Source organism: Brevibacillus sp. NRS-1366 (genome assembly GCF_050467985.1).
Genome location: NZ_JBITPN010000051.1, coordinates 204857 through 220679, shown reverse-complemented (window position 1 = coordinate 220679; position 15823 = coordinate 204857). Strand labels below are relative to the sequence as shown.

The window sequence follows — 15823 nt, the reverse complement described above, 5'->3', positions numbered from 1 at the left end:
GGGCCTATTTGACGTTCACGAATTAAGGAATGATTTAGGTAAATTCTGTTAAGGAGGAGCTGGTTGGTCGTATTTCTTAGGTCTGGATAGGGGGCGTGCTAGCTTAATTAGCTAATACTCTTTATTTGATTCATTTCTCGAATAAATGTTTTTATAACCATTGCATTACAGTTTAGAAGCTGTCAGAAGTGGGTGTCTGTCTTTCGTTTTATACTCGCCACTTGAGTATTTTCCCCTTCCATCGATTAATTTGTCCAAATACAGTCCGAATCTCTAATTGTCTCTACAGTTGCTCGATATTCCAGGTGAAAAGGAAAACACAGGACGTGGAGTAAGCACGGATGCGTAAGGCGACATAAAGGTCGCACGAGAACCTTCAGTTTTCTATAATACAATCGGTCCTTACATTTAGGTCTTTACTTACCACTCCCATTTGCTTTCTTTAATGCCAAGTTTTTCAGCGATAGCATATGTAATGGGTAATTTTACTGGGGTAAGAGAACTTTCCGTACAAGTGGATTCTGGTTGATAGTTTAGGGCATTTGCCTGCTTGATGTCTGATTCGGTAAGATTATTCGTCTTTTGTGCTTGTTCATAGCACGGAGGAGAGATAAAAGTTTGGTATGTATTTTCTAGGATGATTCGTGTATCGGCCGAGGGGCTAACCTCTATTTTAAACATAAACAATCCGACTAACACGACGACAAAGAAAAGTACATACAGGGATACTTGCTTCATTCAATCAACTCCAAAAGTTTTTTACAACTCCCATTTCAAGACCTAGACGGAAATGGAAAAGCGACCATGCAGAAGCCTAATTGTAGCATCCTATGCGTTCGTTTTTAATGGCTCACTATTACTATTTACAGATGCATTGTGAGGGAATATGGGAGGATTATTCAGGGGGAGGCTTACCAGATCAATGGGAATCATCCCCGTAGGCGACGTTGCACTCGCTAACGGAGTGAATTTTGGACGACCAAAGCAGGAGATCACGGAGGACTTCAAAGCTGCGTATAAGCGTTGGAAAGCTGGGGAGTTTACTGCGGTCGCTGCGATGAACCAGGAATGAGGGATGCGGTGATTCATCAAATCTTATAAGAGTTTGTCTTATAAGTGCCTATTCAAAAAGTTGACTTTTCAGCACCGAGAAAATGGCGAGAACCGAACGAAAGAGGAACGCGGAGTACTATGCTTAGAGAGACGAGAATAAAGTATCGAGTAAGATTATTACAATACTTTGAATTAATGCTACTATTATCGGAGTCCTCCACCCATTCTTGTTACCACTTCTTTTCGCTGAGTAAAACCAAACTATAAAATTGATAGTTAACATTACTATTAATAATATAGAAAATTCAAATAGAAATGGTGCCGTTATTATTAGCATAAATTCTCCCTTCGGTTTAGCCCATCAAATTTTGGTTGTTCTCCCTTATTCTTGCATTTTAATAGGATTCTTCCCCTACTTCAACCTAGCTGATAAGCAGGAAGGAAAAAATCTAGCGACAATTCGATTTTGGGTCTTAAGTGGCTGTTCAAGCACGAGTTCCAAGTCGTGTTGGTGAACCCTCATCTTGTAAAAAAGAATAAAGAAAACCGAGATAATACACGTTCCAAAAGCGATAGGAAAGATGTCCTGGTTATCGCTGACATGGTCAAGAACGGCTACTACTCCAACATTCACTCCACATCCGAAGAGTTTGAGGAATTACGCGTTCTCTTATCTAACCGTGATGTAATGGTTAAACGTTTGGTAAGTTCCATTAACGAACTGCACCGTTGGGTTGATCTTGTTTTCCCTGAGCTGAGAAAAGTCTTTAAAGACATTACATGCAGCGGCGCAATAGCGACACTTCGCCTTTTTCCAACGCCTTTTGAGCTCTGTAAAATGCAGCCTGAGGATGTAATTAGCGGTTGGCGAACTGCTCATCACTTTAGCAAGCCGCTCGGTTGGTTCGCCTCATGCACACAAAGCATATAAACTTCATTTGAAGCAATTGCTCGAGGACAGCTTCAAGACGTAGAGCAAGAAGTGATTGTCGTGCTTCACCGATTTTCTGTTGTTTTTTCCCATCGCTTATTGTAAGATGAGGGATAGATTACTTCTTGGAAAGGGAGGTGTAAGTACGTGTTCGGAACCGTTCAGGCTTGGTTTGTGGTAGAAACTTCCAGTATGACGCATGATGCAGCGTTCAACGGGACCAGTCTGTCCTTTTTCAGTCATACAACTGAACGGAATATCCATAGGCGTACCATGCATCACTCTCGGAACGGTTTGTTCTTGTAGATAACGGGTCACTAACTGACACAGCTTATGCTAAATCAGCAGACCTTCACGATGCCGCAGGGAAAACGCCTGCGGCTTTTTGCGTCTACACGACCGTTGCCATCATACCAAGGAGGGTTTCATAATGATCATCGTAGCAACTAGGCAAATCCAAAAATCGTACGGAGCAGATCCGGTACTGCAAAATATTACACTCGAAATTAAAGCAGGCGAGCGCGTAGGGATCGTTGGTCCGAATGGCGCTGGAAAAACGACCTTATTTAAGCTCTTGGCAGGCATCGAAAGCCCTGACGTTGGTGAGCTGTATCGTGCAAAGGGAACCGTTTGGGCTTATTTGCCGCAGACACCCAGCTACCCTGCAGAATGGACAGGCGAAGACGTAGTTGCCAGTGCGTTTGCCGCTGTACGCAAGCTTCAGGAAAGCATGCGCGAGCTGGAGCAGCAAATGGGTACCTGCTATGAAAATGAACAAGAGTTGAACGATTTGATGCAGCGCTATCAAAAATGGCAGGATGAATTCGAGCAATTGGATGGCTATCAGTGGGAAACGAGGATGTCCCAGGTGACAGAAGGCTTGGGAATCTCTCGTGAGCTGCTGGCTACGCCTTTTGCCCAATTGAGCGGAGGAGAAAAGACCAAGACAGGTCTTGCCAAGCTGTTGTGCCAACAAAGCGATGTCCTCTTGCTGGATGAGCCGACGAATCATCTGGACGTGGAATCGATGGAGTGGCTGGAGGAGTTTTTGAAAAGCTATCCGGGCACAGTCTTGATCATCTCCCATGATCGCTACTTCCTGGACGCGGTGGTGACCCAAATCTACCATGTGGATGGCGGAGAAGCGGAATTTTACATCGGGAACTACAGCGCGTTTGTGACCGAGCGGGAAGAGCGACTCTTGCGCCAGTTTGCCGCTTACCAGGAACAGCAGAAACAAATTAAAAAGATGAAAGAAACGATCAAACGGCTCAAGGAATGGGGAAATCGTTCCAACCCACCCAACGAAGCGTTCCATCGCCGGGCTAAAAGTATGGAAAAAGCATTAGCGCGAATTGAGCGGATCGACAGGCCGCGAATGGAAGCTGATCGAATGGGCCTGCAGTTCCAAAAAACAGAGCGGAGCGGCCAGGATGTGCTGGTGGCGACGGGTGTGCACAAGGCATTTGGCGGAAAAAAACTGTTTGAAGACGCTGGTTTTCTGCTTCGTTTCGGCGAGAGAAAAGCGTTGCTCGGGCCGAATGGATGCGGAAAATCAACCTTGATTCGAATGCTCTTAGGCGAAATGGAGCCAGATCGCGGTACGCTGAAAATAGGCAGTAACGTAAAGGTAGGCTATTTATCGCAGCAAGCACTGGAGGGTGACCAGAATCAAAGGCTCATCGAAGTGTTCCGTGAGGTGGCCCGGGTCACGGAAGCAGAAGCACGACACATGCTCGCTCGCTTCCTCTTTTACGGGGAGCACGTATTCAAGCGAATCGGCCAATTAAGCGGGGGAGAGAGGATGCGTCTGCGCCTCGCCCAGATGATGCACCAGGAGATCAATCTGCTCATTCTCGACGAACCGACCAACCATCTGGACATCGAGGCTCGTGAAACGCTGGAAGAAGCGCTGGCTGATTTTAAAGGCTCGCTGTTCATCGTCTCGCATGATCGCTATTTCCTGCAAAAAATGGCGGACGGTGTGTTTTGGGTGGAAAACAGGCAGCTCATCCACGATGTCGGTTCGTATGAGGAAGCGCGGGAAAAGCAGAAGCAGCGAAGTGCAGCCCGTGCAAGCAAGCTGGAGGATCGCCCGAAAAAGATTGTGACTGAACCTGAGAAAAAGCAAGCAGTCGAAAAGGGCAAAGAAACTGTTGTCGCAGGTGCGCCAGCCCCAATCCCAGCTAAAAAACCAAATGCGTTCAAACTTTCTGAGCTAGAGAAGCGAATTGCGATGCTGGAAGAAAAAAAGAGCGAACTAACAACGCTTCTCCAGGATGAGAATTCAGACTATCAGCAGCTTGTTGCATGGCAAGAGGAAATAGAGCGGGTGCAGCAGGAGATGGATGAAACGTATTTGGCATGGATGGAGCTGCAGCAAGGATAAGGGATAAACAAAACCACCAGCGTTCGTGATTCGCTGGTGGTTTCTTTGTGTCATACGGTTGTTTTACGCTTGCGCACTTGGTTTGGGCAAACGGCGATAGCTGCTTCTGAACCAGAGTAGGATGAGTACCATCAGTACGCCGCCCAAAAGGAACGGACCACTGTGGGTAAACTGGTACACCGCGCCTCCTGCGAGCGGACCTAAAATACGGCCCAGGCTGTCCATTGAGCTGATGGCTCCTGAGGTCACGCCCTGGCCTTGGGAGGTTCGCTGTGTAATCATCGCGGTAGCAGTCGCTCGGATCATGCCTTGTCCAGCTCCGAACAAGGAGAGGATGAGTGCCAATACCCAAAAGTTCCCCGAGAGTGGAATCGCGAAAAAACCGATACCGTACAAGATCATGCCCAAGGTAAGAACGACAGCTTCACCCATACGCTTCACCATCTTGCCAATCAGTCCTCCTTGGACGATGGCTGCAATAATGCCCATGACGAGAAACATGTAGCCCAGATCCTTGGAAGTAAAGCCGTACAGATCGTTGATGTACAGGGCAAAGGTCGTCTCCAGTCCCGAAAAGGCAAATGAGACGATAAACAAAATCCCATAGAGCAAGGAAAGCGAACCGAATAAGGAGACCAGCGGATTTCCCTGAGCTTCCCGCTTATGACCAGTCCGCTTTTCTTTTGGCAAGCTCTCAGGCAATGCAAACAAAATGACAAAGAACGTGAGAAGCGCCACGATACCGGATGCATAAAACGGAACGGCAAAACCATATCCGCTCAAAAGGCCCCCAATTACCGGTCCAAAGACAAAGCTCAGGCCAATCCCAGCGCCGATGATGCCCATACCCTTGGCACGTTCATTCGATGGAAGCAAGTCCGCTACCATCGCGGTGACTGTAGGCAGTGCAGCAGCAGAGACGATTCCTCCCAAAATACGGTACACTAGCATTTCTGTATAACTGCCAGCCAATCCAAACAGGATAAAGGTGATGGAAAAGCCAAACAAGCCAAACGCGACTAGTGGTTTTCTTCCGATGCGGTCTGAAAGTGTTCCCCAGATCGGAGCAAATACCAACTGCATGATATTGTAGCTGGCGAACAGCACGCCAATCTGGAAGGAGGACGCGCCAAGCTGTTCCGCAAAAAACGGCAAGATCGGGATAATAATACCAAAGCCCAGCATCGTGAGAAAAGCAATCAAGAACAAGAGGGCGAGATGCTTCTTATTCACAAAAAATACCTCTCTTCACACAAAATCAGTTCAATATATTGTTTACTTTTTCCACCTTACTTGATGGCCCGTGGGAAGTCAAGCCAGTAACATGGGCACGAGGGCACCATCCATGCTATAATGGAAAGGAAACAAGAATCGTTCAGAATGTTGTCAAGTATATATCCATGAGGTGTTTGTGATCATGACTACTGCGATGATGTATTACCTGGCCTGGCATGAAGATGATTGGCTGGATGAAGTCCTCGACCGTTTTCCCGAGGTGAATGCGATTGTACCTACTGCGAAGACGTTTGAGATGCTGGCCAAGCAGCGAGAGTCAGGAGAGGTAACACGAGCGGTTCTCGTTCTGAATGCGGTAGAAGAACAAGAGAGATGCCGCGATTTTTTGAGGCTTTGTCGGGAGCACCCGCAGCTATCAACCGATCCTTTGTACATCGTTGGCCTAAAGCCGGAAGAGGAGGGGGCGTGGCAAGAAGCGTATCCAAATGCGAAGATCATCGTGATCACGGGCTTTGCTGTCGAATTTGACTACGACGCCGTCCTCGCCAGGATGGAAAGCGATCTGGAGGGAGCAAATTGAAAGCTGGCTCGAATGAATTTGATTTAAAGGCGTTCCTGCACCGCTTCGGTCTGTTCATTTATACCGGTGATCCCGAGGGGGATATCCTGCTGATAGAGGATGAAATCCGGGAGCTTTACGAGTTGAATGTCATCGACAAGGAAGAGTTTCTGGAGGCACTGTCTGCTTTGCGTGAAAAGCGAAAGGCAGAGGGGCGATAAAAGAGAAAAAGGCGTGTTTATCGGGCAGTCACGAGTGCTATCGATAAGCACGCCTTTTTCCGTAAAAAAGCCTCTATCGTGGCATGCCCACCGAGGAGCGACCGCGTTTTAGAGGAAGGCTTCTATGCGTTCCGGAACGTTTAAGTAATGAAGCTTTTCATTACGATGTACGTAAACATTCCTATACGGTAAGAAATTCTTCAGAAATCCTTTAAACATTCTTAAGCGATTCTCTCTCTTTTTGAAAGGTTTCCTAGATAGGATAGAGTCAGGGAGCAAAAGGGGGGGAGAATGGTGGAGTATTCGGAGTACGTTACACTGTTTGCCCGCATGGTAAAGGGAATGGTGGAAAAGCCGATTCCAGATGAAATCACGGTGGTGACCATGGGGGCACAGGTTGCAGATATAGATCTTCCTTTTTTTGTATCGTTTGCCGCGATTTATACGGCAGTGTCAATGGTACTGGTGGCAGGCTACATAGTGGGTACAGTGGTCAGAGCACGCTTTGTCCATTGGTTAGTCCAGCGCGGAATGATTCCGTTCACACAGGACGAGACAAAGAATGATGCGAATCGCTATCTGGGCTGGTTGCTTTGCCTGGGCTTCTTTTTTCCGGTCGTGCGACATCTGGTGCCGTTTATCGTTGGAGTGGCTCGCATGCCGCTTCGGCAATTTATTCTGTTCTACATTCCTAGCAGTCTCGTCTGGACCTTTCATTATTATTTGGCGGGTTATTGGTTCGCTGACCGAATGGATGATCTGGTGGCGGGTATATATACTTACAGTAAAATAACGTTGGCAGGGCTTTGCCTGGTCGGTGTGACGTATTTGCTCGTTCAAAAGCTACGGCGAGTAGAGAGATGCGGCCCGCCTCCAGGGGAAGAAATGAGGTAGACGCTCATCGCTTATTAAGGATAGAAAAGGATAAAGAAGCAAACAACCGGGAAGGAATATCCCATTGCGGCTGTTTGCTTTTTGTATTCCTACGAACGAGTCTTGTCCCAGCCAAAGCTGTCAAACCACTGTCCATTTCTGTAATTCATAATTGCCTGCCGGACATAAGGAATGACATTTACGGGCAGGTGATCCATGTCTGCCCAGGTCAACTCGTCACATTTGTCAGGCTCGGAATTCGTGATTTCACCATTCCAGCGGGAGGCGACAAGGAAAAAGTCGATTCGCTCATCTCTGCTGCGTCGATGCATGACACCTGCCACCTGCAAGTCAATGGGCTCAATGTCAATTCCACATTCTTCTTTGGCTTCGCGGATGGTTCCCGCTATTACTTCCTCATCTCCGTCCAAATGCCCGGCTGGCACACTGTAATTGCCATCTTCGTAGCCCGTGTTACAGCGGCGCAGCAGCAGTATTTCTGTGCCCTTCACTAGAAACAGATGAACGGCGACTGGCATGGTAAAGCGATCCTTGTTCATGTAATGGCTCCCTTTTTAGAAACCGCCTTCTTCCGGGCGATGATTTTCTGCAGCTTTGCGTTGACGCTCCAGCTTTCTCTGCTTCACAAGCGGCGAGCTGGTCATTGCGGCGAGCAGCATGCCAAAGCCTGCAACCCCCAGTACGATTCCGATAACGAGATAGAAAGTAGACATAATAGGCACCTCCTTTTTCACAAACGCAGACATGATTATGGCTTTGAACTATGCTATAATTGCACAGTGTGTTTTTACCCGGTAACAGGTAGTGATTCAAAGAACAATCAGGGAGGATTTTTCGAGATGACTCAGCATACGTCTGTTGATCAGCTTTCCATTAATACGATTCGCACGCTGGCCATTGATGCCATCGAAAAGGCCAATTCCGGCCATCCAGGAATGCCGATGGGCGCAGCGCCAATGGCTCATGTTTTGTGGAGCCGCTTCATGAAGGTGAACCCAAGCAATCCGAAGTGGATGGACCGTGACCGATTTGTACTCTCGGCAGGACATGGCTCCATGCTATTATACTCGATGCTGCACCTAATGAAATACGATGTTTCTCTGGAAGACCTACATAATTTCCGTCAATGGGGCAGCAAGACGCCTGGTCACCCGGAGTTTGGCCATACGGCTGGTGTTGATGCTACGACCGGTCCTCTGGGACAAGGGATCGCCATGGCTGTAGGGATGGCAATGGCTGAAAAGCATATGGCAGCTGTTTACAACCGCGACAACTTTGACATCGTTAACCACTTCACCTATGTGATTTGTGGTGACGGAGACTTGATGGAGGGTGTATCCAGCGAGTCGTCTTCTCTGGCTGCTCACCTGAAATTGGGCAAAATGATTGTCCTGTACGATTCCAATGATATCTCTTTGGATGGCGAGCTGTCTCGTTCGTTCTCGGAAAATGTAGCAGGACGTTACCAAGCATACGGTTGGCAATACCTTCGTGTTGAGGATGGAAACGACCTGGCTGCGATTGAAGCGGCAATCGCTGAGGCGAAGAAAGATCTGGATCGTCCGACCTTGATCGAAGTCAAAACAGTCATCGGATACGGCAGCCCGAACAAAGGCGGCTCCAGCTCTTCTCACGGTGCGCCACTGGGCAGGGATGAAGTGAAATTAACCAAGGCGAACTACGCGTGGACACATGAAAATGAATTCCACGTGCCTGAAGAAGTAACGGAACTGTACGCAGGTCTGGCAGACGCTGGCGAAAAAGCGGAAGCGGCTTGGCGTGATCTGTTTGCCGCTTATGCAAAAACGTATCCTGATCTGGCCGAGCAATTTACTACCGCACAGGAAGGTCACCTGCCTGCTGGATGGGACAACCATCTGCCAACATACGATGCAGGGGCGAAGCTGGCTACGCGTGTTGCCTCCGGTAATGCGATCAATGCTCTGGCAAGCAGCGTTCCGTTCTTCCTGGGTGGCTCTGCTGACCTGGCACACTCCAACAATACAGTGATTAAAGAAGCTGGAAACTTCCTGCCTGGCACATACGAAGGCCGCAACATCTGGTTCGGTGTTCGCGAGTTCGCGATGGGAGCGGCACTGAATGGAATGTCCTTGCACGGTGGGGTAAAAGTATACGGCGGTACATTCTTTGTCTTCTCTGACTATGTGCGCCCAGCTATCCGTCTCTCTGCGCTGATGAAGCAGCCAGTCGTGTATGTGTTTACGCATGATTCGATTGCGGTAGGGGAAGATGGCCCGACACATGAGCCAATCGAGCAGCTGGCTTCTCTGCGCGCGATGCCGGGACTGACCATCCTGCGTCCAGCTGATGCGGTAGAAACGAATGAAGCGTGGAAATATGCTGTGTCCCGCACAGATGAACCAGTTGTGCTGGTATTGACTCGTCAAAACCTGCCAGTTCTGCCAGAAACGATTGAAAATGCGGCAGAAGGCGTAAGCAAAGGTGCGTATGTACTCGCAGATGCACCAAGCGGCAAACCGCAGCTCATCCTGCTCGCGACAGGTTCCGAAGTATCACTCGTGATGCAAGCACGGGAAGAACTGCTGTCCCGCGGAATCGAAGCGCGTGTCGTTTCGATGCCGAGCTGGAATTTGTTTGAGCGTCAATCGCGAGAATACCGCGAGTCGGTTATTCCTTCAGCGGTAAAAGCACGTGTAGCTGTGGAAATGGGCTCTCCTATGGGCTGGGAGCGCTACGCAGGGGATGGCGGTGCGGTAATCGGCATTAACCAGTTTGGCGCATCCGCACCTGGCGATCGCATTATGAAAGAATACGGCTTTACTGTGGAAAATGTAGTCGCAGAAGCAGAAAAACTGCTGAAGTAATCGATTGCTTGGCGGAGGCGGCCTATCTTCTTTTCAAGGGAGATAGGCTTTTTCCAATACTTTTCCACCGTACGGGAAAGAAAAGAATGTTAGGATATAGGCAGCCCGTGGCCGCCCAAAAGGCAGCCCGTGGCCGCCCAAAAGGCAACCCGTGGCCGCCCAAAAGGCAGCCAAAAGATAGACAGCTACCCATCCAAAGAAACTTTTTTCAAATGCAACCGTCTATAATGGTGTGGGGGAGAGAGAAATCAGGAGGTAAACAATGGCAACAAAGGCCAAGAAGAAGGTCAAGAAGAAAAAAGGCAGCTTGCTGATGATTGCCGTATCGTTTGCAATCTTCCTTCTTTTGAGTGTAGTCGGGGGTTATTTTTCCTTGCTTTACGCGGGAGATCGGATGATTGAGCAAAACGAGCAAAAGCTGAAGGATTTGAAGTCAGAACCAACCGTGATTTATGACAAAAACGGTGAAGAAATCACGAGCCTCATTCGTGAAAAAAACCGTGAATACAAGCCGATCAGTGAAATGCCGAAAATATTGACGAATGCTTTCCTCGCCGTTGAGGATAGACGCTTTTACGAGCACAAAGGCGTAGACATGATTCGGATCGGCGGCGCCATCATCAATGACATCAAAAAAGGGTCGTTGGCAGAGGGCGGCAGTACGATTACCCAGCAGTTAGCAAGAAACGTATTTCTCACCCTGGATCAAACATTTTGGCGCAAAACAAAAGAAATGAGTATTGCGATTGGTTTGGAGCGCAAATTCTCCAAGGATCAAATTCTCGAGTATTATTTAAACAGAGTTTATTTGGGTAAAGGGGAATTCGGGGTAGAGGATGCCTCGAAGTACTACTTTGGCATTGGGGTCGACAGTGATAAGTTTACGATTGCCCAAGCAGCGATGCTGGCGGCGATTCCTAAAGCACCGACAACCTATAATCCGTTTAACAATCCGGAAAAGGCGAAGCTTCGCCGTGATACGGTCATTCGCCTGATGTATGAGCAAGGAATTATTACCGAAGCGCAAAAGAATGAAGCGCAAGCGGAGGCGCTGCCAACCGCACCTTCCGAAGTACCAGGCTCATCCGGACTGAAAAAAGGGTATCGGGCCTTTTTTGATCATATGGTAGAGGAAGCGGAAGCGACTTACGGCGTGACAGAGGAAGAATTGTATCGCGGCGGCTGGTCGGTATACACGACTTTTGATCCGAAAATCCAGGATGCCATGGTCAAGGAATATGAGAATGCGAAAAACTTCCCTAAAGACGGAGCCAAACGCGGCGTAGAGTCTGCCATGATCGTCGTGGATGCAAAGAACGGCGGTATCGCCGGGATGATGGGTGGGCGCAATTACGCAGTCAAAGGCTTTAACTATGCGACGGACATGAAGCGTCAGCCAGGATCCAGCTTCAAGCCGCTGGCTGTATTCGCTCCGGCGATTGACATCAATAGTAAAAAATGGGGACCGAATTCGTCGCTCAGTAACAAGAAGCAGAGCTTTAACGGCTATGAGCCGCGCAACTACAACAACAGATACAGCGATTCTGTGAGTATGAACCGGGCTCTGATCGACTCGCTTAATATTCCTGCGGTCTGGTTGTTGAATGAGATTTCAGTACCGAAGGCATTGGACTACCTCAAAAAATTCGGTATTGAAATGACACCTGAGGATCGAAACCTTGCGATTGCGCTTGGGGGTCTTAGCACAGGGACATCACCGCTGAAAATGGCACAGGCGTATACGGCCTTTGCGAATGGAGGCGTGGTGTCGGAGTCGTATTCGATCACCAAAATCGAAAACAAGGGTGAAGGTATTACGCGTGTGCATGAGGATAAACAAACCGAGGTCTTAAAACCGCAATCAGCATGGGAAGTCCACACGATGCTGGAGAGAGCGGTACAGGAAGGTACGGGTAAGGCTGCACGTATCTCCGGTCGTCATGTTGCCGGAAAAACCGGGACGACGCAATCGATTGCAGGGGATAGCAACGTCAACAAGGATGCATGGTTCGTCGGCTACACGCCCGAGTACGTTGGAGCGGTCTGGATGGGCTTCGATCCTGAAGACAAAGATCACTTGATGCGTCAGGGCAGCAGCTTGACAGCCCAAATGTTTTCCAAAGTTTTGGCGGAAGGCCTAAAAGGTGTCAAAGCAAGTGACTTTGTCCGTCCTGGCGGCACAGTAGAAGAAGCACCTGAAGAGGAAACAACCCCACCCATTCAATTGGATGCCATCTTGACGATGGATGAAAATAATAGGCTGCAGGTCTTGCTGAGCTGGATTGGCGGCTCGCCGGACTACAAATACGATGTGTACCGGATCAAACCAAACGGTGATCGCGAATTAATCGCCGAGGACTATACCGACACGGTGTATAAAGACGTGCTGGATAACCCGACTAAGTATCGCTATATGGTCGTTCCCCGCAATGCTGAAGGGAAGGAAGAAACCCCTTCGAAAATTGTCGACATCGACACGAAGCAATTGGAAAACATGATTAATGACAGTCAGAATCATCACGAGGACGGCAACAATTCTGAAGGAATTCCAGGTGATACAGGAAACGGCGATTCCGGTCAACTGCCGCCTGACACAGGCAATGGAGATCAGACGAATGGGCAGTCGCCTGATGGTCAAGGGAATGCTGGAAATCCAGGGAACTCCGGAAATTCCGGAGGAAATGTAATCCCACCTGATATTGCCAATCCTTCAGATGGTCAGCCAGGATCTTCGTCTGGAGGGATCGAACTGCCTCCACCGCCGCAAGATGGAGATGGACAGCAGCCGAATCCAGAAGGCACAAATGGCTAGTGAGCTGCATACAATGAACAACTCAAACAGATTCACCTATTTGCACATCTTCTTTCGCGTGGTACAATACCAATAAATCGGGAGACAGGGGGGACAGTCCATGTCTGACTACGCACAAAGGGATTTACCCACATTTTTCAATGAACAATTGCGCCAAACCAAGGTGAATTTTGAGCGAGCTCTCGACTGTAAACACACCGATTTTGATGATCTCTACCCATACATGAATGAACAGCCTCAGTTTTTCTGGTATAAACGTTACGTCGCATGGTCCGAACTATTGACCGTCGTACGACTGGCTGAGCAACTGGGAATCGAGTGGACACAGGATTTTAGTGAGCAGCAGGTGGAATTCATCAAGGGTAAGGTACTGCAAGGAAAAGTGCTCGATCATTGGAAGGCGGAAGAAGAGCAAGAAGAAACGATTAGCCAGCTTGAAGAAGAAAAATAATAATAAAAGCGCGTTCCCACCCACGGGAGCGCGCTTTTTTGGCTGTTGGAGAGATTTACTAGCGTAACGTAAACCTCTTTTGTTCGTCTTTCCTTGAAGGAAGGATAGAACGAAAATCAGTGCAGCCAATTGTAAATAACGTCGGGTGTCTCTTCTTTCGGCCCTGCAGCAAGCACGAGTGGTGCTGGATTGCTCCATGGCTTTGCAGGAGCAGGCGTATCGGAGATAACGACTTCGGTTCCCACCGAGACAAAGCTGTATAACTCTTCGACATCTCGGTTGTGCAAGCGAACGCAGCCAAGTGAGACCTCACTGCCGATACTCGCAGGATGATTGGTTCCGTGAATCGCGTAGCCGTTTCCAGAAAACACCAATCCGCGTGTCCCGTAAATGTTGTCATGACCACGGGGACGGCTGATTTTTTGCTTAATCGTAAAATACCCTTCCGGGGTCGAATCATTTTTGCCTATGCCTGCGGGATAGCTCCGTACCAGATGGGCACCGCTTACGAGACTCAGCGTGCGAGTAGATTGAGACAGATGAATCTGGAGCGGCTCCAGTGGAACCGATGGCTCAGGATAGCCCGGGAGAGGCAGAACATCTCGAATGCTAGCCCAGGCGGACTCAGGTCGGAAAGCTTTCGGACGATATTCATAAGAGAAGAGACCCAGTTCAGTAAGCGGAGCGGGAATCTGCGGCAATGAATTAGTCGGGTAAGCTCCGGCCAGATCAGTCAAGTGTGATGGCAGAACTCCTTTTTGCCCATAGGCGCGGAAAAGCGCATTACGCAAAATAAGAACGTGCTGCAATGTCAGTTGCTCCTGCTCCAAAGCTGCTCTCGCGCTCATCAGCATCGGCTCTTGTTCGAATCGACCTGCATGATCAAACCACTTTTGACTGATCACCGTACGATTCAGCGGATTATAGCGCATGACCCCGAGCACTTCCCTCGGTTGATAAAACAAGAGCGGAGTGAACAGCGGTGAACCGGGAACCTCGGGTACCACGATAACTGTGTATGGCTGTGAGAGCGCCGTACGTCTAGATTCCACATAGCGCCGCACGTGGGTTGCCCGCTCTTCGGCGCTGAGGTTTGGCGGTACCGCAATGACTTCTACATGTGGTCGCTCGGGAATAGTAGTCGGTTTTGGAATCGAGGTTGCCTGTGATTTCGTCGTTTTTGCCGGTTCCGTCAGCAATCCGGGAGAAAAAGCAAACTGAAAATAAAGAAACAAGAGAGAGGCTAGTAGGAGGCGCGTTTTTTTCCGCCATTCTTGCTGCTTTCGCGCTCGCAGCAGCGCTTGATATGCTTCTCTGGCATCGTTATAGTAAGGCCCGGCCTTAGCCTGCAGGGCTCGTCTGTGTGCGGAAATGGCCTGGTCGGTTTCACCCCGCGCTTCTCGCTCACGGCCAAGGTGGTACCATCCGATCGCTTCGTCAGGATGCTGTTCAGTAAACCACCGGTAAAAGGAGAGATCGCTTTGATCCGGATATTTCATATGAAACGCGCTTTTTTCTTGAAGAAAGGAAACCTTGTCCACCGATACTCCCCCCTATTAAGATGTATCGGCACAGATGAGAGAAAAAGTGAGTACGGAGGAGAAAAAGATGGTTTACTTGCGAACGATCAAGCTACTGCGAGAGGAATTCCCCGATACAAAACAATATCCGTTTGGACTTCCCTCCTTGCAGAAGATCGATGAAATCGAGCTTGAGAGCTCTGTCACCTTCTTCGTAGGGGAAAATGGTTCAGGAAAGTCGACACTGCTTGAAGCGATTGCGTACCAATGTGGGTTCCATACGGCTGGAGGCTCACGGAACAACTATTATGAGGTGGAGAAATCGGAATCGAGTCTGGGAGACTATATTCGCCTCTCCTGGATGCCCAAGCTGACCAATGGCTTTTTTTTGCGGGCGGAAAGCTTCTATCAGTTTGCCAGTCATATCGACGACACCAATGGCTACAAAAATTACGGTGGTCGTTCGCTTCATGAGCAGTCTCACGGTGAATCGTTTTTCTCCGTGTTCGCTAACCGCTTCTCGGGCAAAGGCATTTATTTATTGGACGAGCCCGAGGCGGCGTTGTCACCGATGAGACAACTAGCTTTCTTATATGTGATGAAGGATTTGATTGAAGACGGGGCGCAGTTTTTGATTGCGACACACTCCCCAATTCTCATGGGATTGCCAGGTACGAAAATATTAAATTTCGATGCTTCTCCTCTCGAAGCGATTCGCTATGAAGACACCGAGCATTATCAGATCACCAGACGATTTCTGGAGAACCCTCATAAATATCTTACGGAATAATATTTTTTTCTCCCAACCTGTCACAAAAATAGCTTCGGCGGTTTCTATTAGGTGAACGAAGCAAAAGCAGCCGATCGATCTCGAATTCGAAAGCAACGAGGCAGCGTCAGTCGGTTGTAAG

14 protein-coding genes and 1 pseudogene are annotated in these 15823 nt (G+C 48.8%); 10 read left to right on the top strand and 5 right to left on the bottom strand.

Features of this window, described 5'->3' with window-relative positions:
- Positions 1-420 precede the first annotated feature (420 nt).
- A complete protein-coding gene (locus ACIFQN_RS30210) occupies positions 421-738 on the bottom strand; it encodes a hypothetical protein (RefSeq protein ID WP_429836749.1) in 318 nt (105 codons plus the stop codon).
- Between the two features lie 184 nt (positions 739-922).
- On the opposite strand from ACIFQN_RS30210, the gene ACIFQN_RS30205 reads away from it, so the two are divergent.
- The 3 genes and pseudogenes from ACIFQN_RS30205 to abc-f all read left to right on the top strand — a co-directional run bounded on the left by ACIFQN_RS30205 (position 923) and on the right by abc-f (position 4373).
- Positions 923-1072, top strand: coding sequence for a hypothetical protein (locus tag ACIFQN_RS30205; RefSeq protein WP_429836748.1), 150 nt, complete (start codon positions 923-925; stop codon positions 1070-1072).
- Between the two features lie 456 nt (positions 1073-1528).
- Positions 1529-2012: pseudogene (locus ACIFQN_RS30200) on the top strand (IS110 family transposase); the annotation flags it as partial.
- Positions 2013-2414: 402 nt separating this feature from the next.
- The gene (abc-f, locus tag ACIFQN_RS30195; RefSeq protein ID WP_429836747.1) at positions 2415-4373 is read left to right on the top strand and encodes a ribosomal protection-like ABC-F family protein; all 1959 of its coding nucleotides are present in this window, start codon (positions 2415-2417) and stop codon (positions 4371-4373) included.
- A gap of 63 nt (positions 4374-4436) precedes the next feature.
- On the opposite strand, the gene ACIFQN_RS30190 is transcribed toward abc-f, so the two are convergent.
- The gene (locus ACIFQN_RS30190; RefSeq protein WP_429836746.1) at positions 4437-5606 is read right to left on the bottom strand and encodes an MFS transporter; all 1170 of its coding nucleotides are present in this window, start codon (positions 5604-5606) and stop codon (positions 4437-4439) included.
- Between the two features lie 184 nt (positions 5607-5790).
- On the opposite strand from ACIFQN_RS30190, the gene ACIFQN_RS30185 reads away from it, so the two are divergent.
- The 3 genes from ACIFQN_RS30185 (at position 5791) to ACIFQN_RS30175 (ending at position 7283) form a co-directional block, all read left to right on the top strand.
- A complete protein-coding gene (locus ACIFQN_RS30185) occupies positions 5791-6189 on the top strand; it encodes a hypothetical protein (RefSeq protein ID WP_429836745.1) in 399 nt (132 codons plus the stop codon).
- Entirely contained in the window at positions 6186-6389 is a 204-nt protein-coding gene (locus ACIFQN_RS30180) for a YqgQ family protein (RefSeq protein ID WP_429836744.1), read from the top strand. Before ACIFQN_RS30185 ends, ACIFQN_RS30180 begins: the two co-directional genes overlap by 4 nt.
- Before the next feature lie 291 nt (positions 6390-6680).
- Positions 6681-7283, top strand: coding sequence for a DedA family protein (locus ACIFQN_RS30175; protein WP_429836743.1), 603 nt, complete (start codon positions 6681-6683; stop codon positions 7281-7283).
- Between the two features lie 89 nt (positions 7284-7372).
- Here ACIFQN_RS30175 and ACIFQN_RS30170 read toward each other — a convergent pair whose 3' ends face one another.
- Together ACIFQN_RS30170 and ACIFQN_RS30165 are read right to left on the bottom strand one after the other, a co-directional pair.
- Positions 7373-7822, bottom strand: a complete 450-nt coding sequence (locus tag ACIFQN_RS30170; RefSeq protein ID WP_429836742.1) for an NUDIX hydrolase — start codon at positions 7820-7822, stop codon at positions 7373-7375.
- 15 nt (positions 7823-7837) lie between these two features.
- A complete protein-coding gene (locus tag ACIFQN_RS30165; protein ID WP_429836741.1) occupies positions 7838-7996 on the bottom strand; it encodes a hypothetical protein in 159 nt (52 codons plus the stop codon).
- 126 nt (positions 7997-8122) lie between these two features.
- Between ACIFQN_RS30165 and tkt the strand changes: the two genes are divergently transcribed.
- The 3 genes from tkt (at position 8123) to ACIFQN_RS30150 (ending at position 13392) form a co-directional block, all read left to right on the top strand.
- On the top strand, positions 8123-10129 hold the full coding sequence (gene tkt, locus ACIFQN_RS30160) for a transketolase (RefSeq protein ID WP_429836740.1): 2007 nt from the start codon (positions 8123-8125) through the stop codon (positions 10127-10129).
- Positions 10130-10391: 262 nt separating this feature from the next.
- Positions 10392-12941 carry a PBP1A family penicillin-binding protein gene (locus ACIFQN_RS30155; RefSeq protein ID WP_429836739.1) on the top strand — a complete coding sequence of 850 codons (2550 nt, stop codon included), beginning with the start codon at positions 10392-10394 and terminating at the stop codon, positions 12939-12941.
- A gap of 100 nt (positions 12942-13041) precedes the next feature.
- Positions 13042-13392 (top strand): hypothetical protein, encoded by a 351-nt coding sequence (locus tag ACIFQN_RS30150; RefSeq protein ID WP_429836738.1) that lies wholly within the window; start codon positions 13042-13044, stop codon positions 13390-13392.
- Between the two features lie 116 nt (positions 13393-13508).
- On the opposite strand, the gene ACIFQN_RS30145 is transcribed toward ACIFQN_RS30150, so the two are convergent.
- Positions 13509-14933: a L,D-transpeptidase family protein gene (locus ACIFQN_RS30145; RefSeq protein WP_429836737.1), complete on the bottom strand. Its 1425-nt coding sequence runs from the start codon at positions 14931-14933 to the stop codon at positions 13509-13511.
- A 67-nt stretch (positions 14934-15000) separates the two neighbouring features.
- Here ACIFQN_RS30145 and ACIFQN_RS30140 point away from each other — a divergent pair, with 67 nt between their 5' ends.
- Positions 15001-15702: an AAA family ATPase gene (locus ACIFQN_RS30140; RefSeq protein ID WP_429836736.1), complete on the top strand. Its 702-nt coding sequence runs from the start codon at positions 15001-15003 to the stop codon at positions 15700-15702.
- Positions 15703-15823 lie beyond the last annotated feature (121 nt).

Excerpts from the sequence above, each read along its gene's own strand:
- ACIFQN_RS30210 (WP_429836749.1), bottom strand. The coding sequence starts at position 738 with ATGAAGCAAGTATCCCTGTATGTACTTTTCTTTGTCGTCGTGTTAGTC.
- ACIFQN_RS30205 (WP_429836748.1), top strand. The coding sequence starts at position 923 with ATGGGAATCATCCCCGTAGGCGACGTTGCACTCGCTAACGGAGTGAAT.
- abc-f (WP_429836747.1), top strand. The coding sequence starts at position 2,415 with ATGATCATCGTAGCAACTAGGCAAATCCAAAAATCGTACGGAGCAGAT.
- ACIFQN_RS30185 (WP_429836745.1), top strand. The coding sequence starts at position 5,791 with ATGACTACTGCGATGATGTATTACCTGGCCTGGCATGAAGATGATTGG.
- ACIFQN_RS30175 (WP_429836743.1), top strand. The coding sequence starts at position 6,681 with ATGGTGGAGTATTCGGAGTACGTTACACTGTTTGCCCGCATGGTAAAG.
- ACIFQN_RS30170 (WP_429836742.1), bottom strand. The coding sequence starts at position 7,822 with ATGAACAAGGATCGCTTTACCATGCCAGTCGCCGTTCATCTGTTTCTA.
- ACIFQN_RS30165 (WP_429836741.1), bottom strand. The coding sequence starts at position 7,996 with ATGTCTACTTTCTATCTCGTTATCGGAATCGTACTGGGGGTTGCAGGC.
- tkt (WP_429836740.1), top strand. The coding sequence starts at position 8,123 with ATGACTCAGCATACGTCTGTTGATCAGCTTTCCATTAATACGATTCGC.
- ACIFQN_RS30155 (WP_429836739.1), top strand. The coding sequence starts at position 10,392 with ATGGCAACAAAGGCCAAGAAGAAGGTCAAGAAGAAAAAAGGCAGCTTG.
- ACIFQN_RS30150 (WP_429836738.1), top strand. The coding sequence starts at position 13,042 with ATGTCTGACTACGCACAAAGGGATTTACCCACATTTTTCAATGAACAA.
- ACIFQN_RS30140 (WP_429836736.1), top strand. The coding sequence starts at position 15,001 with ATGGTTTACTTGCGAACGATCAAGCTACTGCGAGAGGAATTCCCCGAT.